Source organism: Ruficoccus sp. ZRK36 (assembly GCF_019603315.1).
Classification (GTDB): domain Bacteria; phylum Verrucomicrobiota; class Verrucomicrobiia; order Opitutales; family Cerasicoccaceae; genus Ruficoccus.
The window spans coordinates 2,663,827-2,684,476 of the sequence record NZ_CP080649.1 but is presented as its reverse complement, the minus strand read 5'-3'; the positions used below and the strand labels follow the sequence as shown (position 1 = coordinate 2,684,476).

The window sequence follows — 20,650 nt, the reverse complement described above, 5'->3', positions numbered from 1 at the left end:
CAGCGATCAATATCTTGCGATGCCCTGACTATTTATTACGATTATTTGATGCGTTTTTTATCATGCCAGAGTTGGCCGAAACGGTATCCCTGTACATACGAAGCATGGACCTACTCGCAAAGACCCCTTAACAACCCCCACAAACAGGACTTTTTTGAGTTTTTCTGGATCGAAAGCGGCGAGGGCATACACTTATACAAAGGGCATGAAAGACGGATGGAAACAGGCTACTTTGCTTTGATCCGAGACGATGACTGGCACGATTTCTCAGCGGCGGATGCGGACGGTAAACTCAGCCTGATCAACTTCGCCTTTCGGCCCGATATCTGGCACCGGGTCAGGGATAACTTCTGGCCCGGGAAACCACGTTTCTTTGACCGCGAAAGAATCGAAGACCGCGAATTCCAGATCGGCCCTGAGGACCGGGAACGCGTCCGGCAGATGGGGCTCGATCTGGCGGCCGGGCGCTGGAGCGAGACCAATGCAACCGCGTTCCTGATGGGGGTGCTCGCCGTGCTTGCCAACCAACTCAGCCACCGGAAACAACGCTCCCCTGCCCCGGAGTGGCTCATCCGGGCCGAGCGCGGCATCCAGTCCTGGCCGCGCTTCGCCGGGGGTGTGCCCGAGCTTGTGCGGCTGGCCGGTCGCAGCCATGAGCATGTCTGCCGGGACTGTCGGCGCTATCTGGGGACGACTCCGAGCCAACTCGTCAACCGCGCCCGCCTCAAATGGGCCTCCATGCAGCTTGAAACAACGGCCCAGCAGATCGTCGATATCGCCGCTGAGTGCGGTTTCGATAACCTCGGGCACTTCTATAAGCTCTTTCGCGAGACTTACGGCACGACACCGCGCCAATACCGCCTGAGGGCCGGTATCCCGCATCACACCAGGGATTAGGGCTAAATAATCCGACTAATAATGCCGTCTGTGTGAATTCTTTTCAACTTTTTGAAATTATACGCCTTGACGAGTAAGCATGCTCTCCTTTTGCTTCGACTTAGGCCCGTGGTGTAACGGTAGCACGACAGATTCTGGTTCTGTTTGTCGGGGTTCGAATCCCTGCGGGCCTGCCACTTTTAATAGCGGCATGTCTTTGACGGACAAAGGCTAATGCCCGGTCACAGTGTGAGCCGGAGCTTGACGCAAAGACACCTGTGGCAGAGACTGCGGGCATGAAATCCGCATCACCGGACTTCGCATTGTCATGGTGCGCGGCCCTTTTCGGTTACCTCTCCCGACGCGCCCGGCTCGAGGTTTTCAGTTTGTTGTTTTTCCTGCCGGTTTTATTGCTGGCCCAGGACAACGCCACCGCGCAGCCCAATGCCCCGGCCCAGTCCGGCCAGACCATCACCAGCGAGATCACCGTCGATATCCTGAGCGGGCTTGAGGAGCGCTACCCCGCCCCGAAGGAGGATCAACCCGCCAGCAGCGACTACAAGGCCATCCAGGACGCCAAAAGCTCGCTCCAGGAGGCGCAGCAGTACAAGTCCGACCTGGCAGCCCTGGAGAAAGTTGTCAGCTCCGCGCAAGCCGACACGCAGACGCTCAAGGAGCAAGCCACCCTCGTCAAACAGACGCCTGACAGCCCACCGCCGACTGCGCTTTCCGACGCCGAAACCCTCCTCACTCAGCTCAGGAACCAGCAGGATGCCATCAATGCGCAACTGCAGGACCTTCGGGCGCGGATCAGCAAGTTCCCGGAGGAAAAGCTCGCAGCCTCCGGTCAGGTCAACGAGCTGCGGGCCCGCCTCAGTGAGTTAAAGAAAAACCAGAGCGGCAGCCCTGCCGAGAAGGCCGCCCGGCAGGCCCGGATCCAGCAGCTTCAGGCACAGCTCTCGCTACTGGAGCGGCAGACGGCCACCTCAGACCTGCGGCGCACCTACCGGAATGCGCAACGCGAACTCGCCGAGGCTCAGCAGGCCGCTCTGACCGCCCGCATCGACGCCCTCAACGATCAGGTCGAAAGCTTACGCAAGGCTGCCCTCAACAAGCAGGAGGAAGAGGCACGGCAGGCCATGCGCCAGGCTGCCATGCAGGACCCTGTCCTGCGGCAGATTGCCCAGCAGAACCAGAGCTGGATCACCGCGCGTAAGCAGTTGACCGAGCAAATCGGCAAGCAGAACGACCAACTGGCCTACTATAATGAACTCACCGAGCAGACTCAGGCCCAGCTCAACAAGGTCGAGCAGCGCCTGGCGATCGCCGGGCACTCCCTATCCGTCGGGGCCATGCTGCACCGTGAGCGGCGCACCCTGCCCAGTGCCGAGAAGCTCGAAAGCGAGCAGGAGGATATAAACGACCGGGTGCGCGAGGTGCAGCTCAACCTTTTCGACCTCGAACAGGAAAGGGACAAGGCCGCCGACATCGACGAAGCCATGGCCACCTACCGCGAGCAGCTCCCGAAGCTCACAAACGAGGCCGAGAAGACCGTGCGCGAGCGTCTGCTGCACGAGCTCCTCACCCAGCGGGCGGATATCCTCAAAGGGCTGGTCACCGATACGGATAACTACTTCGAGGCTGTCGTCTCGACGGCGACCGCGGTTGACAGTGCGCTGGCTGCGGTCGAGTCCTTTCAAGAATTTGCAGCCGAGAACTTCCTGTGGATCCCGGACCGGGACCGTCTATCCGAGCAGGACTTCATGGCGCTGCCCAGTATCGCCAAGGACATCACCGAGCGCACAGGGCGTACCATCAGCAATATTTTCAGCTATGGTTTTCAGCGTCTGGCCCTCACCCTCCTGGGTACCATTCTGCTGCTCCTTGTGGCCCGACGTGTCGGCCGCCGTCTGGCACCTCTGCGACAGCGAACGCTGGGCGACGCCGAGTTCACGGATACGCTTCTGCTGCTGCTGTTCGAGGTTGGCCTATCGCTGATCCCCGTGCTGACGCTGCTGGGCATCGCCTGGACGGTGGACATCCCGAGTATCGACGACTCCTTCTCGAACGCCATCTCGTCCACCTGCTTCCGCATCATACCCGGCACGATCTCGCTTATGCTGCTCTATCGCCTCTCGCTACCGAACAATCTCGGGGCCCAGCACTTCCGCTGGAGCGAGCAGTCCTGCCGGGCCATTAACAGCACGGTCCGCCTGCTCATGCTGCCGGCGTATTTCGTGACTTTTGCCGCGAGCTTTCTGCTCTACTACGGGGTCCTCTTCGATACGAACTCAGGCTCACGCGTGCTGTACCTGATCGCGCTGATCCTGCTCATCTTTGCATTCCGGCGGGTCTTCCACCCGGACCGCGGTATCTTCGCCGACAGCGGGATGCGCTTCGGGCTGTTCCGCCACGCGGTACTGCGCTGGGGCGTATATCTGCTGCTGATGGGCTGGGTAACGATGCTCGCCGTGACGATCAGCCTGGGCTACATGGCCGGGGTGATGGCCATGGTCCGCACCACAGTCTACACGCTGTGGCTGCTGGCAGGCATTGCGGTCATCGACGGCCTGCTCTCCCGCTACCTGCGCATCCACCGCTACAAGGCCATCATGCTGGAGCGTGCACAGGCTGCGGAAAAAGCCACCGAAGAGAATACCGCTGGGGACACCCCGGTGATTGAGGAGGAAAACGAGAACACCAGCTGGCGCGAAATCGACCCGCAGGTTCGCCAGATTCTCAACCTGCTGCGCGTGGTGTTCTTCATCATCGGGCTGGCGCTGATCTGGCACGGCGCGTTACCGGCCTTTCGCACGCTCTCGGACTACCCGCTGATCGGCAGCAACGACTCCCCCATTTTGACGCTGGGGCAGGTCGTGATGCTCATCATCTGCGTCATCACGACCATCGTGATGACGACCAATCTGCCGGGCATTATCGAGATCGTTATCGTCCGCAGGATAAAGAGTATCAGTCCCGGCAACAGGCATGCGTTCTCAACGCTGGTGGCGTACTGCATCGTCCTATGCGGGGTCATCTGGGCCAGCATCATCGCCCAGATCGAGTGGGCCAAGGTCCAGTGGCTGATCGCCGCCATGTCGGTGGGGCTCGGCTTCGGGCTGCAGGAGATTTTTGGTAATCTGGTGGCGGGCATCATCCTGCTGTTCGAGCGACCGATCCGCGTCGGGGACATCGTCACCATCGACGACACGACGGGAAGCATTGCACGCATCCGTATCCGCGGCACCACGATCCGTGAGTTTGACCGGCGGGAGGTCATCGTCCCGAACAAGACCATCATCACCGGCAAGCTCATCAACTGGACGCTGAGCGATACCATGACGCGGCTGAAAATCCCCGTCGGGGTGGCCTATGGCACGGACACCGAGAAGGTCGTAAAGATCCTGAAGGAAATCCTCGATCAGACGCCAAACGTGCTCGAAGACCCGGCCCCGCGCATCTTTTTCACCGAGATGGCCGACTCCTCGCTGAACTTTATCTGCTTCGCGTATCTGGAGAGCATGGACTTCCGGCTCGATACCCAGAGCGCGATCAATCACGCCATCGTCAAGCGCTTCGCTGCCGAGGGCATCGAGATCCCCTTCCCGCAGCGCACGCTACACATCGTCCGCGACGACCCGACAGAGAAGAGCGAACAAGCACCTGTATCGGAAAAATAATACACGAATCGGAACATCAGTCGCGCTCGACCTCAAGGTCGGGCACATGGGTAAAGGAGATGCGCATCGGGGCCTCGTCACGGCCCTCATGCGCAGCGGCGTAGTACAGGCAGCGGGTCCCGTAGCGGCGGTTCAAGGCGTCCATGGCCCGATCGAGCCGTAAGCGGCGCTCGTCGCGCCACTCGTCAAAAAGCGGTGGGCAATCCTGCTCGACCGGGAGCAGTCCGCCGAGTACGACCCAGACCTGTGTCGGATCGCCCAGGCCCTCCGGCATCGTTTCCCAGAGCTTACGGATCATTTTCAGAAAAACCGCCGTCTCCTGCGTTTCGAAAAAGTGCGTCTCAGCAGTCCACTTCGACTGAAAGTCATAGCGCACACCAATCTCGACTGAGGCGGCGAAAAAGGCCTCGTGGCGCAGCCGGGTGGCGGCCTTTTGCGTAAGGCGGTTGAGCACCGCGAAGGCTCCCGAGCGGGTGCGCTTGCGGGGCGGGAGCACGTGCGAGTGGCTGAGGTTGCGGCGGCGCGTGGGCGGGCGCTCCACCTCGGCTCCGCGCAGCTCGGCAAAGAGCCGCTCCCCATCAATCCCGCCCCAGATATGCCGCAGCTCCCGACAGGAGGCCGCATAGAGCTGCTCGATCGTGCGAATACCGTGGGCCGCCAGGCGACGCTCCATATTCTTACCGATCCCGTACCAGTCGCGCAGCTTGAGCGCCGAAAAGCATCCCGGCCAGCTGTGGTCGTGGATAAAGGTCGTGCCGCTGGGCTTGTTCATCCCGCTGGCGACTTTGCTCAGGAGGATGTTTGGGCCGATCCCGTAGGAGGAGCTCAGCGAGGGGCCGATCTCCGCTGCAATGTCAGCACGGATGTCCTCCACGATGCGCCGCGCATCAGCCTCGTTACGGTGATGGCTCGGCAGCTCGCCGTACATCTCGTCGATGGATTTCACCTCGATCACATGGAGGTGACGCTCGACCGCGTCCTTGATCTGGTGGTGCAGCTCCACGTAGCGGCGCGGCTGCGCCTCGACCAGCGTAATCTGCGGGCACAGGAAACGCGCTTCGCGCACGCCGGTGCCGGTTTTCACCCCAAAGGCCTTGGCCTCGTAGCTGGCCGCGATGCAGCAGGTCCCCTCGTTCATACCCGGCACGACACCGACCGGTCTCCCGCGCAGGCGCGGCTGGAGGTGCTGCTCGCAGGAGGCGAAGTAGCTGTCCAGATCGACAAAGATGTAGCGCAGTGGCATGGTTTTTCGGGAAAAAGTGAGAACCGAAACCGGACTCTCGGACCTCCCCACTCTCGCCGATCTTGTCCCCCCGCGCAAGTTGTTTTAGTAAACATTTGTTCACGTTTTCATTGATGAGGATGTACCCACGCAGGGCTTTGTGCTCGCCCGTGGGCGCGGGGAGATGTTCACTCAATGGCGATCCGAATCCTCCACTGACCATGCCCTCCCCTCTGTACGCCCTGCACGGAAATCTCCAGACTCCCGCCGTCTGGGAGCGGTTTGACGGCATGGTGCATGGGCCGGACGGACAGCCGCTGGAGTGGCGGACGCAGGACCTCTGGGCGGACACCACGCAAGCCCTGCTCACGGACGCCCTCGCGCAGGATAAGAACCCCTTTCGGACTTGGGCGGCGGATTTTTGCCAACGGGTGGAGCGGGAGACGACGGCTGCTGAGCAGAAAGAAAGAGCTGCTGACGACAACCGCCCGTGGCTGCTGGGGTACTCGCTGGGAGGCCGGCTGGCGCTGCACGCGCTGGTGGAGCAGCCGACGCTATGGAGAGGGGCTATCATCGTCGGTGCGGACTCCGGCCTGGCCGACGAGAACGCCAAAGCCGCCCGGCTCGCCCACGACCAGCACTGGGGAGAGCGTTTTCTCAGTGAGCCGTGGGAACAGCTCCTGGCCGAGTGGGATGCGCAGGGAGTCTTTGGGGGCCGTGCGAACGCCCGTGCGCCACGTGAGGGGGACTTCGATCGCGAAAAAATCGCCCGGCTCTTTGATGCCTTTTCCAAGGGCCGCCAGGACGATCTGCTGCCGGAGCTTTCGCGCCTGCCGGAACCGCCCGTGCTCTTTCTGGCCGGGGCCGACGACCCAGCCTACAGCGCAGTCGGCGAAAAACTCGCCGCAGCCTGCCCGACCTTTACCTTCCGGGCCGCCCCCGGCGCCGCCCATCGCGTGCCGTGGGAAGCGCCTGCGGCCTTCACCCGCGCCGTGCAGGATTTTATCGGCAGCGGACACGAGCCGACGCTCGTGGTGTGAGAGAGATGTTTTTTTTGCGGGGCTCCGCGCCCCGCACCCGCGGCAGGCAGAGCCTGCACTTTCAATGCTGCTCCAGCCGGAGTGTCCTGTGCGGTCACGCACCAGCCGGCTCTTCGAGCAGGACGGAGGTGTAGAAGAGCACGTCGGAGAAGCGGTTGAGGCACTTCAGGAGCGGCTCGCGGATGGTGAAGCCCTGCTCATGCAGGTCCCAGAGCTGCAGCTCTACACGGCGGAAGGTGGCCCGGATGACGTGGAACTGTGCAGCGGCCTCGCCGGTCTCCCCGGAGACTTTCCAAGAGCTGAAATCGAACTTGTAGCCGATGTCGTCGAGGTGCTTGCGCAGGCGCTCGTAAACGCCCTGGATAAACTCGACGTCGGCCTCGGAGATAGCTTCCTTTTGCGCAATGAATTTCTCCTTACCCTCCTCGCTGGTGGAGACCTCACCCATCAGGTAGGTGAAGCGTCGCTGCAGGTGCAGAAAGTCTGTGCTCAGCTGCCGGGCGAAATCGTCCCCGGCTCGCAGATAGCGGTGCCCCAGGCCGAGCACGGCCAGTGCGAGATCGATCTCGCCGGTCATGCGGATGCGTGGGTCGGTCTTGGAGACACGTTCGCCGGACCACAGGGCTGTCTTACCGCTGTCACCGCGGCGGGTGGCAATATTGGGAAGTGGCATAAGAAAGCCAGAGGTTATATAAGCCGCCCCCGGCCATGGCTACCCCAAAAGCAGCAACAGGCGCAGGATCATGTCCTGCCTACGTCCCGCTACCGCAATTAAGGCTCTTATCGTTAAAGGCGAGCAGGCGCAGACCGTTGAGGCAGACCAGCACGGTGCCGCCCTCGTGGGCAAAGACGCCAAGTGGCAGCGGTACTTCCAACCCGACGAGTGGGAGGAGCAGCGTCGCGAGCACCATGACGACGATCACACCGGCGGCAAAGATCAGGTTCTGGAGCATGACCCGGCGTGCGGCGTGGCTGAGCGCGATCATGTACGGGATGCGCTTCAGGTCGTTCGCCATGAGTACGACATCGGCGCTCTCCAGAGCGACATCGCTGCCAGCCGCCCCCATAGCTATCCCGACCGTAGCCGAGGCCAGCGCGGGGGCGTCATTGGTGCCGTCACCGACCATACCGACACTGTCACCGCGCGAAAGCTCCTTCATCAGGCGCACCTTATCCTCGGGCATGAGGTCGGCATAAAATTCATCCAGCCCGGCCTCGGCAGAAACGGCCTTGGCGACGCGGTTGGCATCTCCGGTCAGCATAACGACCCGGCGGATGCCCTGCTCACGCAGGTGCTTGATCACGCCCGGCACCTCTTCGCGCAGGTGATCGGCTACCGCGAAGGAGCCGAGCACTTTTACCGTATTGCTCTGCTCGTGAACCTCGCCCACGAGCACATTTGTGCGGCCCGAGTCCTGAATCTCTGCCACGCGCTCCTCGATCGCATCGGCATTTTCAAAGTGATACTCCCGCATCCACTTCGGGCTGCCCACCACGATGGTCCGGCCCTCGACGCGAGCCAGCGCGCCCTTACCGGTGACGGCGCGGAAGCCCTCGCACTCGGGGAACACCGCGCCCTCCTCACGGGCCAGCTCGACAATGGCCTGCGCCAGCGGATGCTCGGACTTGGCCTCGACGGCCCCGGCGATCCGCAGCAGCTCGGCGCGCGACATATCCGCGAACGGGATGACCTCGTTTACACGCGGCTGCCCCTCGGTCAGGGTGCCGGTCTTGTCAAAGGTGATGACCTTTAGCGTGGCCGCCTGCTCCAGGTGTGCCCCACCCTTGAACAAGATACCCCGGCGAGCGCCGTTACCGATGGCCGAGAGGATGGAGGCAGGCGTGCTGATGACCAGCGCGCAGGGAGAGGCCACGACCATGACCGTGATGGCCCGATAGAAAGCCTCGTCGAGCGGGACCTTGAAAACGGTGGGCAGGAGGATGCCCAGCAGCACGGTAAAGATGATCACCCCGAGGGCGTAGTACTGCTCGGCACTTTCCAGAAAGCGCTGCGTCTTGGCCTTTTCGGACTGCGCCTCCTCGACCATGCGGATGAGCTTGGAGATGGTCGAGTCCTTGGCCAGGCGTGTGACCTTGACCGTGAGCGAGCCGTTCTGGTTCATGGTCCCGGCAAAGACCGGGTCGCCCACGGCTTTGTTGACGGGCATCGACTCACCCGTAACGGAGCTTTGGTCGAGCGTGCTTTCGCCGGAGACCACCACGCCGTCCAGCGGGATGCGGTCTCCGGGGCGGATCAACAGGCGGGCGTTGAGCTCAATCTCGGCAATCGGCGTCTCGACGATGCGGTCCCCGCGCAGGACGTGGGCCGACTGCGGGCGCATCTGCGCCAGTGCCTTGATGGCATTGCGGGTGCGCCCGATGGCAAAGGTCTGCAAGACCTCGGAAAAGGAAAACAGAAACAGCAGCATCGCCCCCTCAAAGGGTGCGCCTACGTAGGCCGCCCCGAGCGCGGCCAAAATCATCAGCAGGTCCACATCGACCACCCGCTTACGGATAGACTCCCAGCCCGCCAGCGTGCCGAAGTACCCGCCAAAGGCATAAGCGAGCACGTAGAGCGTATTATAAACCAGCGAGACGGCCCCGAGCTTCTCGGTGACCAGACCGGCGACCATGCATACGAGGGTCAGCGCGGTAAAGATCATCTCCAGGCGACTACCGGTCAGCCAGTAGCGCAGGAAGGCCCCGAGCGACTTGCGGGAGTCCTCCTTTTCCGTCTCCTCCCGGTGAAGCGCCTCCTCCAGCGGTTCAACCTCGGCCCCGGCCTGTCGGGCTGTCTCCAGCACCGAGGCTTCGCTGTGACCACCCTGGTCAAAACTGACGCTGAGCACCCCCCCGAGAAACGACGCACTCGCGCGCCGGATACCGGGACGACGCTCCAGATCGATACCGATACGCCGGGCACACTCTTCACAGCCGCGGCCGTTGAGACGAAAAACGCATTTGCCGGGCACTGCCGCCATCTGCTCCCCCAGCTTACGGGCCGTACGCTCGATGTCCGCGTTTGTGGTGCGCGCGGGATCGTAAAGGATGTCAATCTTACCCGACTCGTGGTCGATGTCTACCCCGACAACACCGGGCGACTGACGCGCAGTCCTGCCGACACCGGCCGGGCACGAAGCCCGTGAATCCGGGCACGGCTGCTGGCCCTCCGGGCATGCATCACCGGATTCCGGACATGGGCAGTCTTCCTTATTGGACATGACAGGCCCACACTAGGCAGCCTTTGAGGCATGAGAAAAGCCTATTGTGCAGCCGGGTCTGAATTAGGAGCACTTTTATCCTCTTCCTGCGAAAGGGTCTCATTGTCAGACACTTGCCGCATCTGCTCGATGCTGCTTTCCCCCACCGGTTGTCCGGTATTGGCAATGACCTGAACCGAGCGTGTGTCCCAGAGTTCGACCATGTACAGGTCCTTCTCACAGGTGACCTCCAGATCGGGCAGGCCATGGTCCGCCAGCCACTTTTCGACAAGCGCCTTGGCGGTCTCGTCGGCGGCGCGCGGCGTGAAGACCTTCACCGTGTGGCCGCGGGCGCTCCAGTCGATCACCCGTGCGAACATATCGGGCACGGGATCACCAATCCTGGTAGCGTCGATGGCGCTGCCATCGTGGTAAGCGAGGGTTCCGTCCAGACCAACCCCGATCCAACTGGAGGGATCGGGGCGGCCATGGGCGAAAATCTCTTCAAACGCCTCCGCAAAGTCTGACACACGCTCATCGGACGCCTCCTCGGGGAGGTGCTCCTCTGGTGTCTTCTGCGGGGCGGAAAGTTCCGACTCGGGTTTTGGGTCGTTCGCGGGCATTCCGTGGATAACGGAATAACGCTACTTGGCCTTGCCCTGATTGGCAACAGCGTCCATGGCCTTTTTTACGGCCTCGGGGTCGCCCAGGTAGTAGAACTTCTTGGTCTCGAAGTTTTCGTCGAGTTCGAAGACAAGCGGCATCCCGGTCGGGATGTTCACGCCGATGATGTCCTCGTCGGAGATCTTGGCGAGGTGCTTGTAAAGGGAGCGCAGGGAGTTACCGTGAGCGGCGATGATGACGGACTTACCGGCGGCCACCTGCGGCTTGATTTCCATGTCCCAGTACGGGAGGAAGCGGGCGACGCAGTCCTTCAGACACTCGGTCGCGGGCAGGTCGTCCTTGGGCAGGTCGGCGTAGCGCGGGTCATTACCGGGGAAGCGCTCGTCGCTCAGCTCGAGGGCGGGCGGCGGCGTGTCGTAGCTGCGGCGCCATACGAGCACCTGGTCGTCACCGTACTTGGCGGCGGTTTCGCTCTTGTCGAGGCCCTGGAGGGCACCGTAGTGGCGTTCGTTCAGGCGCCAGCTCTTCTGGACGGGGATGAAGGTCAGCCCCATGGACTCCAGGCAGAGATTGAGTGTGCGGTTGGCACGGGTTTGCATGGAGGTGAAAGCGATGTCGAAACGGAAGCCTTCCTTGGCCAGCACGTGGCCAGCTTCGCGGGCCTGTCCTTCGCCCTTCTCGGTCAGGTCCACATCGGTCCAGCCGGTGAAGCGGTTTTCCAGATTCCATTGGCTTTCGCCGTGGCGCAGAAGTACGATCTTATACATAGCAGGTGTTCTTTAAATGAAAGCTTATAGGCCATCCATTTTCGCCGGGCAGTCAAAACTAAAGTGCGTGACCGCACTGGACACTCCGGCTGGAGCAGCATTGATGGGGCTCCGCCCCATCGCTCGCAGTCAATGGTCATTTGCCGACAAGTTTTACGCCTTGCGCAAGTGATTCCATACGAGGTTCGTTTGAGTTGGCGTCAATCACTGTTGCCCATGACTCCGCCTTAGCAGAGTCATCAGTGATCCAAAGGATCACAGGTCAAGGACTCTGTCCTTGGGGCTCTGCCCCATCGTTCGCTGCCCCGCCAGGACATAGTCCTGCACCTGTGATGCTCCGCATCGCCTTGGCATTTCATGGAGAAATGCCAAGAAAGCGTATCCTTTTCTCAGCACCAAATACTTCTCCCAAAGGTGGCACCCAGTTTTGAGGTTTGCCATCTCAGCGATTGTTGAAAGCAGAGCATCTGTTTTGACTAATCGCTGGCACGATGCGCAGTATCGAAAGGACCGGCTGGACCAGCATTCTTTCTGCGTGTTCAGGGGTAGCGACTGAAAGGAGCGTAGGGGCGGAGCCCCCTTAATGTCCTGTGCGGTCACGCACCTGCATCATTTCCTGCAGCTCGGACCACTTGTCGAGGTAGGTTTGCAGGTGGGTCTTTCCCTGAGCAGCGCATTCGGTGAGGAGTTGGCGCACGGCCTCCTGCTCGGTCGCGTAGGCTTTCTTGTCCAGCAGCCCTGCAAAGTGAGCCATGCGAGCCCACAGCAGATGCGTGGTAAAGGCGTCGCACTCGTTGTAGTTCACGATCTGGTCGGTGTGACCGCGCAGGTACAGATCCCAGACCTGGTCACCCGCCGTGTCGATCTTACCGGGGATACCGCTGAGGGTCGCGATCTCGTGCAGGCGCGGGGTGTTCACACCGCGCGCAAGCCCATGTGCCAAGTCCACATGAAAGTCCCCTGCATTGGAAAAATAATCGATCCCCTCCCAGGGTTTTTCGGGGCGCTTGGCAAAGCCGTGGCTATCCAGCCCGTGAATGATCGCCCGCTGCACGATGATCGGCACATCAGCGTTGACGGAGTTGAAGCCGACCAGCTGCGGTTTACGGCCGCCCACGGCCCGCAGAAACATCTCGATAATGTACGGCTCGGCGCACTTCTCCGGGTCCGAAGCGTCCGGCGGCATCGACACGAGCTTTAAGGAAACTCCGCCCGCTGCCCCCGCCTCACGGAAGATCCCGCAGATGGAGACGATGCGGCACAGTGCGGTCTTCACCCACGGGCGCGGCTGCTCGGGGGTAGCCCCGGACTCGGCCCAGATTTTTTTAAATGCGTCGTGCGTGTTGTGAGGCGGATCGTAGGCCACCCCGTAGAGCATCTGCGCGGCCTTGGGATCAGGGATCCACTCTACGTCGAAAGAGAAAAGCGTCGGGTGAACGTACTTAAACATCGGATGGCCTTAGCTAAGCGCCAGGCGAGCACAGAGCGCAATCCAAAAGCGGGTAGCTTCAGAAAGGGATTATTTGAACCACGGATTCCACGGATGATAGAGATAAGATAAATATCCGCGTTATCGGTGAAATCCGTGGTTAGAAAAACAAACGTCCTAATGGCCATGGCGTACACCAGCTCTCTATGGTTAAACAAAAAAAGCCGGGCCCCGTAACGGGACCCGGCCAGGAAATGGTTTTTATCGAAACCGTGATTAGACAGTGCCGTAGATAGTCTTGCCGACCGAGCAGAGGTCTTCGCAAGCCTGGGACATACGCTCGCACATGCTCTTTTCAGCCTTCTTGAGGTAGCTGCGCGGGTCGTAGGTCTTCTTGTTGCCGACTTCGCCGTCGATCTTGAGCACACCTTCGATGTTGGTGCAGATGTGGTTCACGATCGGGCGGGTGAAGGCATACTGCGTGTCGGTGTCGATGTTCATCTTGACCACGCCGTATTCGAGGGTTTCGCGGATGTCGCTCAGCTCGGAGCCGGAACCGCCGTGGAAGACGAGGTCCATCTTGGAAGCTTCACCGTGCTTATCCATGACAGCCTTCTGGCCGTCGCGCAGGATGGTCGGCTTGAGCTTCACAGCACCGGGCTTGTAGGCACCGTGCACGTTACCGAAGGTGGCAGCGAAGAGGAAGCGGCCAATCGGGCTCAGGGCTTCGTAAACTTCGACCATGTCTTCGGGGGTCGTGTAGAGCTTTTCAGCGGGCAGGCCCGAGGTGTCGTGGCCGTCTTCTTCACCACCAACGCAGCCGGCTTCGACTTCGAGGATGATGTCCAGCTCGGCACACTCCTTGAGGAGTTCCTTGGATATCTTCAGATTTTCGTCGAGCGGTACGACGGAGCCGTCGAACATGTGGGACTGGAAGAGCGGACCCTTGCCTTCGGCCTTGCGCTTGCGGGAGGCTTCGAGCAGCGGCTTGAGGAAGCCGTCAACCTTCTCCGGGTGGCAGTGGTCGGTGTGCAGGGCGACGAGGACGTCGTACTTTTCGGCCAGGATGTGAGTGGCTTCGGCGAGGACGATCGCGCCGAAAGCAGCGTCGTTGACGCCGAGGCCGGAAGCGAACTGGCCGCCACCGGTGGAGACTTGGATGATACCGTCAGACTTGGCGTCGGCGAAAGCCTTGAGCGCGGCGTTAATGGTCGTGATCGAAGTGACGTTGACGGCCGGGTAGGCATAGTTGCCCTTCTGGGCGGCGTCGATCATCGCTTCGTACTGCTTCGGTGTTGCAACTGGCATATTGCTTTTAGTTATAGATATTGAGCTGTGTGAAGCAGTGCAACTTATACTGCATTTGCTCAAAATCAACATCATTGTGAGCCTCACGGCGTTTTCCCGCCGGGTAATGGGCCCTGTCGGCGTTAAACGGACGCGTTAACAGAACCGTAACCGTTTTCGCACCAGCGATAAGCCAAGGCACATTTCCGGGTTGCGCGGGTCCAAGGTGTCGTATTTCCTCATAGGGACTCACCCGTATCTCTGAAACGCCAACTATAAATCCCATGATCAACAAGATCGAAGAATACCTCGGCGACTCCGCCAAGGACCTCCTCTCCCACGAATGCAAGACCATCTCGAAGGATCGTCTTCACCTGCCCGGCGGTGACTTCGTAGACCGTATCTTTGCTTCCACCGACCGCAACCAGCGCGTCCTCAACAACCTCAACTGGCTCTTCCACACCGGCCGCCTCTCCGGCACCGGCTATGTCAGCATCCTGCCCGTGGACCAGGGTATCGAGCACAGCGGTGGCGCGTCCTTTGCGAAGAACCCCGACTACTTCGACAGCGAAAACATCGTCAAGCTCGCCCTCGAAGGCGGCTGCAACGCCGTGGCCTCGACCTTTGGCGTGCTCGGCTCCGTCGCCCGCAAATACGCCCACAAGATCCCCTTTATCGTAAAGATCAACCACAACCAGCTCCTCTCCTACCCGAACCAGGCCGACCAGATCATGTTCGGCTCGGTCGAGCAGGCCTACGACATGGGTGCGGCTGCCGTTGGCGCGACCATCTACTTCGGCTCCGAGGAGTCGAACCGCCAGATCATCGAGGTCTCCGAAGCCTTCGCCCGCGCTCACGAGCTGGGCATGGCCACCATCCTGTGGTGCTACCTGCGCAACCCGGCCTTTAAGAAAGACGGCACCGACTACCACGTATCCGCCGACCTCACCGGCCAGGCCAACCACCTCGGCGTCACCATCCAGGCCGACATTATTAAACAGAAGCTTCCCGAGAACAACGGCGGCTACAAGGCGCTCAACATGGGCAACAGCTCCTACGGCAAGATCGACGAGCGCGTCTACACCGAGCTGACCACCGACCACCCGATCGACCTGACCCGCTACCAGGTGGCCAACTGCTACATGGGCCGTCAGGGCTTGATCAACTCCGGTGGCGCTTCCGGCTCGAACGACTTTGGCGACGCGGTCAAAACCGCCGTGGTCAACAAGCGCGCCGGCGGTATGGGCCTCATCTCCGGTCGCAAGGCCTTCCAGCGTCCGCTCGCCGAAGGGGTCAAGCTCCTCAACGCCATTCAGGACGTGTACCTCTGCCCCGAAGTCACCATCGCCTAGCGGGGTGCCCCCGCTGGCACTGATGGCGCTCCGCCCCGGCAGGACGAAGTCCTGCACCTGTGATCCTTTGGATCACCTTGGCATTTTCAGGAGAAAATGCCATGAAGCTATTCGTTAGACACGGGATCATGCGTAAACTCGGGCAGTCCGGTTTTAATGTCCCCATCTTCAACGATTAGCGAAAACAGCTTTGCTGTTTTCGCTAATCGTTGACACGATGCATTGCATCGAAAGTGCAGAGTCCGGCTGGACCAGCAATCTGCCTGCCGCGAGTGCGGGCTGCGTAAGCCCGCAAATTCGCCCTTGATACGACCACACTCTCACCGACCATGGACATACTGCGACAACTTCGACAGGAAACACTCTTCGCCCGCCAGCGCGTGTACCGCGCCGGTGCACCGACGCCGCTGGAGGAGATCGAGCTCGACGGTCCGGGTAAGGTGTTCGTGAAGCGCGAGGATTTGTGCGCGATCAAGGCCTACAAATGGCGCGGCGCGTTTAACCGCATGGCGCAGTTGACGCCGGAGGAAGCCGCCAAGCCCGTTCTGGCGGCCTCAGCTGGTAACCACGCGCAGGGAGTTGCCCTGGCGGCCCAGCTGCTGGGGTTGAAGGCGCAGGTCTACATGCCCGTCACCACGCCCGCCGTGAAGCGCAGCGCCGTCCTCCGGCACGGGGGCGACGCGGTCGAGATCATCCTGCACGGGGATGGCTACGACGATGCCTACGCGGCGGCACTCGCCAAAGCGGAGGCCACCGGCGGCGTCTACATCCATGCCTATGACGATCTGCAGGTCATGGCCGGACAGGCCACCCTGGCCGACGAGGCAGTCATGTCCGGCGAAGGCCCCTTTGATGTCGCCTATCTGCAGATCGGCGGCGGTGGGATGGCCGGGGCCGTCGGCAACTGGCTGAAAACTTTTTACCCGGACATCCGCATCGTCGGCGTCGAAGGCGCTGGGCAGGCCTCGATGAAAGCCGCGTTTACCGAAGGCAAACCCGTCGGTCTGGACGAGCTGGACATCTTCTGCGACGGCACAGCGGTCCGCAAGGCAGGCAACACCACCTTTGAGGTCTGCCGTGAGGTGCTTGATGACATCATCACGGTGAGCAACGACGAGGTCTCCGACGCGATCCGCGTCTACTGGGAGCGGCTGCGCTGCCTGCAGGAGCCCTCCGGCGCGATGGGGCTTGCAGGCCTGCTTAAGGACCGTGCAAAGCATCCCTTTGAGCGGGCGCTGGTCGTGGCCACGGGCGCAAACCTCGACTTCGGGCAACTGGCACGTATTTCTGATGCCGCCGGTATCGGAGGCGGGCACCGGAGACATCTGCGTATCGAGATCCCGGAGCGGCCAGGCTCCATGCTTGCCCTGCTGGAGACCGGTCTGGGCTCGCTCAACATCATTGATTTCCAATACGGCAAGAACGACTCCGACCAGGCGTGGCCGGTCTTCGGGCTGTCCTGCTCCGACCCCGAGTATGCCGCCCTCACCGAGCGCCTGCGCGATGGTGGGTATGCCTTTACCGAGGTGGGCAGCTCCGTGGAGGTGCGCTACCGCGCCATCGCCTGCGATGCCCGCCTGCTCACGCACCCGCTGCTGCTGGAGCTGGAGTTCTACGAGCGCCCCGGCGCGATGCACGCCTTTCTGGACGGCACCGTGCGCGGACGCGGCAATTTCTGCTACTTCAACTACCGCTACTCCGGCGAGCGCGTGGGCCGCGCCCTCATCGGCATCGAGTTCGAGTCGGCAGAGGTGCGGGAAACATTCGCAGCCAACCTCCCCGCCAGCGGCAAGGGTTACCGCCTCTGCCGCATCCTGGAGGACAGCGAGATGAACCGGCTCCTCGGGTGAGGATTGAACGGACACAAAGAAGACACGAAGGCTTTTAAAGAAAAGAGCGTCTTTGTTTACAGATACCGCATGTACCCTCCCCGAGCTTTTCCGTCTCTGCGGTAAAAATTCCTTTGTCTTCTTCGTGTCTCCTTCGTGTTCTTTGTGACCTTTCCATTTTCATTTCTGACTCACGATGCACGACCAAAGCGAACGTCCGCCTCTGCCCTGCCCTTTTGAAAAGGTCTATCCGTCCCAGCTTAACCGCGACGAGACGTTTTTCATGAAGCTGGCCTACAACCTCGCCATCGATGCCTGGCGGCAGGACGAGGTGCCCATCGGCGCCATCATCGTGCTCAACGGCGACGTCATCGCTGCCGCCCACAACGCCACCCAGAGCACGCTCGACCCGACCGCGCATGCCGAGATGCTTGCCATCACGCAGGCTGCCAATGCAATCGGCGACTGGCGGCTGAACGGAGCGACTCTCTACGTGACCAAGGAGCCCTGCCCCATGTGCTCAGGAGCCAGCATCATGTCCCGCCTCTCAAACGTCGTCTACGCCGTCGGCGACCCCAAGATGGGCTGCATGGGCGGTGCCACCCCGCTGCACGAAGTGCCGGGGCTCAACCACCGGGTAACTGTCCACGGCGGTGTATTCGAGCAAGAGTGCCGCGACCTGCTCCAAGCCTACTTCTCGCTCAAGCGCCAAAGCAAAGACGACAACTAAGGGCGTGGGGGGAGCGCCCCAAAAAACTCAGACGCCCTCGATGTGGGTGATCTCCACGCCGCTGAGGCGGTAGTCCATGGCGCCGATGATGCCCTTTACCTGCTTGGCGTTACGACCACCGACGATGGCCGCCGTCACTTCCGGGCGGCGCAGGGTCCAGGCGATAGCGGCCTCGCCGGGCGTACGACCGCTGGCGGCAGCGACTTCACGCAGACGGCCAACGAGTGCGAGGTTTTCGGAAAGCTTCGGCTCCTGAAATTCGGGGCTGTTCGTCCGCCAGTCCTCCTTGGGCAGTGAGGCGGCACGCTCGCGAGTCATGGCTCCGGTCAACATCCCCGAGCCCATCGGCGAGTAGACGATGACGCCGATCCCGTGCTTGCCGCAGTACGGCAGCACGTCCTTTTCGATCTCGCGCTTGAGTAGCGAATACGGCGGCTGCAGAGACGTGATGGGGGCGATCTCCGAAGCTTTTTCCAGCTCCTCGGCGCTAAAGTTCGAGACGCCAATCCAGCGCACCTTACCCTCTTCCCTGAGCTTGGCCATTTCGGCCCATCCCTCCAGGGTTTCCTCCAGCTCATCGGCGGGCCAGTGCATCTGATAGAGGTCGATGGTGTCCACCTTGAGGCGCTTCAGGCTGGCCTCAATCTCGCGGCGGATGGACTTGGCGCGGACGACAAAGTCTACCTTACCGGCGTCATCCCAGATGATCCCGCACTTGGTAAAAACATAGGGACGCGGACCGGACCAGTCCTCCAGGGCACGAGCCACAACCTCCTCGGAGTGCCCCAGTCCGTATGCGGCAGCGGTATCGATCCAGTTGACACCCAGCTCCAGTGCCTGATGGATCGCGCCAATCGAGTCGCTGTCATCCTGCTGGCCCCAGCCAAATTTCCAGTCACCACCGACCGCCCAGGCACCAAAACCGATGGGCGTGATTTCCATGTCCGAATTTCCAAGCGAGATAAGGTTCATGGGTGGCACTATAGGCATACCCACTCCGCTTGCAACCGGCAGCATGCGGATTCCAAAACCGGGGCGAGGTATCAGCGGACCTTTATGGACCTATTATCACAGGACCAGAAAGACCGCCGCCCCTGACAAAAATCCCGCCAGCGCGAGCAGCGAAATACGCTTCAAGTACCAGAGGAAATCGATCTTCTCCATACCCATGGCAGCCACCCCGGCGGCCGAGCCGATGATCAGCAGACTACCCCCGGTCCCCGCCGAGAGCGCGATAAACTGCCACACCGCCGCATCACGCGGATCGGTGTACATCCCGATAGCAGCGGCGACCAGCGGAACATTGTCCACCACCGAGGAGAGCATCCCCAGCAGCATCACCACGGCGTTTTCACTCGGGATAACCGATTGCAGGCTCTCGGCCATGTAGCGCAGCGAGCCCATCTGCTCACCGTTAAGTGTCCCGTAGACGAGTGATTCGAGGACGCCGACCGCCATCAGAATCCCCCAGAAAAACAGGATGCTGGACATCTCGATCTTAGAGAGCGCGCGGTTCGAGGAGTACAGGTAGCGGCGGGCCTGCTTAAAGTCCTTCTCCGGGTGGATGCTTTCCGAGACCGCCCAGACAATGGCCAGCGCCAGCATGATACCCATATACGGCGGCAGGTGGGTCAAGGTCTTGAACAGCGGGACCGAGACAATCGCCCCCAGACCGAGCCAAAGCATGGTTCGGCTGCTGAGCAGACGCTCTTCCTCCATATCCGTCTCGTTGTCCACCGAGAGGTTTCCGCGGAAAATCGGCAGAAAAGACGCAATCGTGTACGGCACGACAAAGCAAACAATCGAGGGGATGATCGTGTGCAGCACCAGGTGGCTGGCCGTCACCTTGTTGGCGATCCAGAGCATCGTGGTCGTCACGTCCCCGATAGGCGACCAGGCACCCCCGGCATTGGCGGCAATCACGACCAGACTCACATACCAGATGCGCTCCTCGCGATTCGAGATGAGCTTGCGCAGCAGCGTCACGAGAATGATCGTTGCCGTGAGGTTATCAATCGCCGAGGACAGGATAAACGAACCGACCCCCGTGATCCACAGGAGCTTGCGCTTGCTCTGCGTGCGCACCGCGCCCTTCAGGATGCCAAAGCCCTGGTGTAAGTCGATGATCTCAACAATCGTCATTGCGCCGATCAGGAAGATCAGAATCTCCGCCGCTTTACCGAGGTGGTGAAGGATGATCCCGCTCAGCCCCTCCATCGAGGCCTCAGCCGCATCGGGAGAAAAGTGCAGCACCTCGCCATGCGCGTTGATGACCGAGAACCAGCCCTCACGGTAGCCAAGTGAAAGCACCGTCCACATGATCACTGCCATCAGCAACGCCGGGACGGTTTTGTCGAGCCGTAGCGGATGCTCCAGCGTGATCGCCAGATAGCCCAGCACGAATAATACGACGATTATCGGTTCCATACCGCCTTCATTTACATTACATATTCTAATTTTATGCAAACACTGAATGGCATAGCCTTATCGAAATGACACATACAAGGCGAACTCGCGCTGTGAATTTGAACGGCTAATGCATAGGGGGTTTTCGGTAACCGTCCGCTTTCACTCGGCCCTGGCAGGTGAGGCTTCGGAGAATCGATACACTTTA

Annotated in this window: 15 protein-coding genes and 1 tRNA gene; 7 read left to right on the top strand and 9 right to left on the bottom strand. The window is 61.0% G+C overall.

The genetic code is table 11. The features are described 5' to 3' along the window. The first annotated feature begins 48 nt into the window (after positions 1-48). The 3 genes from K0V07_RS11835 (at position 49) to K0V07_RS11825 (ending at position 4,556) form a co-directional block, all read left to right on the top strand. Positions 49-897: an AraC family transcriptional regulator gene (locus K0V07_RS11835; RefSeq protein WP_220621601.1), complete on the top strand. Its 849-nt coding sequence runs from the start codon at positions 49-51 to the stop codon at positions 895-897. Positions 898-999: 102 nt separating this feature from the next. Next, a tRNA-Gln gene (locus tag K0V07_RS11830) sits at positions 1,000-1,073 on the top strand. Between the two features lie 99 nt (positions 1,074-1,172). Next, positions 1,173-4,556 carry a mechanosensitive ion channel domain-containing protein gene (locus K0V07_RS11825; RefSeq protein WP_220621600.1) on the top strand — a complete coding sequence of 1,128 codons (3,384 nt, stop codon included), beginning with the start codon at positions 1,173-1,175 and terminating at the stop codon, positions 4,554-4,556. Between the two features lie 16 nt (positions 4,557-4,572). Here K0V07_RS11825 and K0V07_RS11820 read toward each other — a convergent pair whose 3' ends face one another. After that, a complete protein-coding gene (locus K0V07_RS11820) occupies positions 4,573-5,799 on the bottom strand; it encodes a hypothetical protein (protein WP_220621599.1) in 1,227 nt (408 codons plus the stop codon). Positions 5,800-5,999: 200 nt separating this feature from the next. Here K0V07_RS11820 and K0V07_RS11815 point away from each other — a divergent pair, with 200 nt between their 5' ends. Then, positions 6,000-6,818: an alpha/beta fold hydrolase gene (locus K0V07_RS11815; protein ID WP_220621598.1), complete on the top strand. Its 819-nt coding sequence runs from the start codon at positions 6,000-6,002 to the stop codon at positions 6,816-6,818. 94 nt (positions 6,819-6,912) lie between these two features. On the opposite strand, the gene K0V07_RS11810 is transcribed toward K0V07_RS11815, so the two are convergent. The 6 genes from K0V07_RS11810 to fbaA all read right to left on the bottom strand — a co-directional run bounded on the left by K0V07_RS11810 (position 6,913) and on the right by fbaA (position 14,146). Next, complete coding sequence (locus tag K0V07_RS11810) at positions 6,913-7,491, bottom strand: ATP:cob(I)alamin adenosyltransferase (RefSeq protein WP_220621597.1); 579 nt, start codon at positions 7,489-7,491, stop codon at positions 6,913-6,915. Between the two features lie 79 nt (positions 7,492-7,570). Then, positions 7,571-10,039 (bottom strand): heavy metal translocating P-type ATPase, encoded by a 2,469-nt coding sequence (locus K0V07_RS11805; protein WP_220621596.1) that lies wholly within the window; start codon positions 10,037-10,039, stop codon positions 7,571-7,573. 41 nt (positions 10,040-10,080) lie between these two features. Next, a complete protein-coding gene (locus tag K0V07_RS11800; protein WP_220621595.1) occupies positions 10,081-10,641 on the bottom strand; it encodes a hypothetical protein in 561 nt (186 codons plus the stop codon). A 21-nt stretch (positions 10,642-10,662) separates the two neighbouring features. Continuing rightward, the gene (gene gpmA, locus K0V07_RS11795; RefSeq protein WP_220621594.1) at positions 10,663-11,409 is read right to left on the bottom strand and encodes a 2,3-diphosphoglycerate-dependent phosphoglycerate mutase; all 747 of its coding nucleotides are present in this window, start codon (positions 11,407-11,409) and stop codon (positions 10,663-10,665) included. A gap of 580 nt (positions 11,410-11,989) precedes the next feature. After that, the gene (locus K0V07_RS11790) at positions 11,990-12,859 is read right to left on the bottom strand and encodes a 3'-5' exonuclease (RefSeq protein WP_220621593.1); all 870 of its coding nucleotides are present in this window, start codon (positions 12,857-12,859) and stop codon (positions 11,990-11,992) included. Positions 12,860-13,114: 255 nt separating this feature from the next. Further along, positions 13,115-14,146 (bottom strand): class II fructose-bisphosphate aldolase, encoded by a 1,032-nt coding sequence (fbaA, locus tag K0V07_RS11785; RefSeq protein ID WP_220621592.1) that lies wholly within the window; start codon positions 14,144-14,146, stop codon positions 13,115-13,117. Positions 14,147-14,409: 263 nt separating this feature from the next. Between fbaA and K0V07_RS11780 the strand changes: the two genes are divergently transcribed. The 3 genes from K0V07_RS11780 (at position 14,410) to K0V07_RS11770 (ending at position 18,036) form a co-directional block, all read left to right on the top strand. Further along, on the top strand, positions 14,410-15,477 hold the full coding sequence (locus K0V07_RS11780; RefSeq protein WP_220621591.1) for a class I fructose-bisphosphate aldolase: 1,068 nt from the start codon (positions 14,410-14,412) through the stop codon (positions 15,475-15,477). 329 nt (positions 15,478-15,806) lie between these two features. Next, complete coding sequence (locus K0V07_RS11775) at positions 15,807-17,327, top strand: pyridoxal-phosphate dependent enzyme (protein ID WP_220621590.1); 1,521 nt, start codon at positions 15,807-15,809, stop codon at positions 17,325-17,327. A 175-nt stretch (positions 17,328-17,502) separates the two neighbouring features. Next, a complete protein-coding gene (locus K0V07_RS11770; protein WP_220621589.1) occupies positions 17,503-18,036 on the top strand; it encodes a nucleoside deaminase in 534 nt (177 codons plus the stop codon). A gap of 27 nt (positions 18,037-18,063) precedes the next feature. Here K0V07_RS11770 and K0V07_RS11765 read toward each other — a convergent pair whose 3' ends face one another. Together K0V07_RS11765 and nhaD are read right to left on the bottom strand one after the other, a co-directional pair. Further along, positions 18,064-19,008, bottom strand: coding sequence for an aldo/keto reductase (locus K0V07_RS11765; protein WP_220621588.1), 945 nt, complete (start codon positions 19,006-19,008; stop codon positions 18,064-18,066). A 96-nt stretch (positions 19,009-19,104) separates the two neighbouring features. Next, entirely contained in the window at positions 19,105-20,463 is a 1,359-nt protein-coding gene (gene nhaD, locus K0V07_RS11760; protein ID WP_220621587.1) for a sodium:proton antiporter NhaD, read from the bottom strand. Positions 20,464-20,650: the final 187 nt, after the last annotated feature.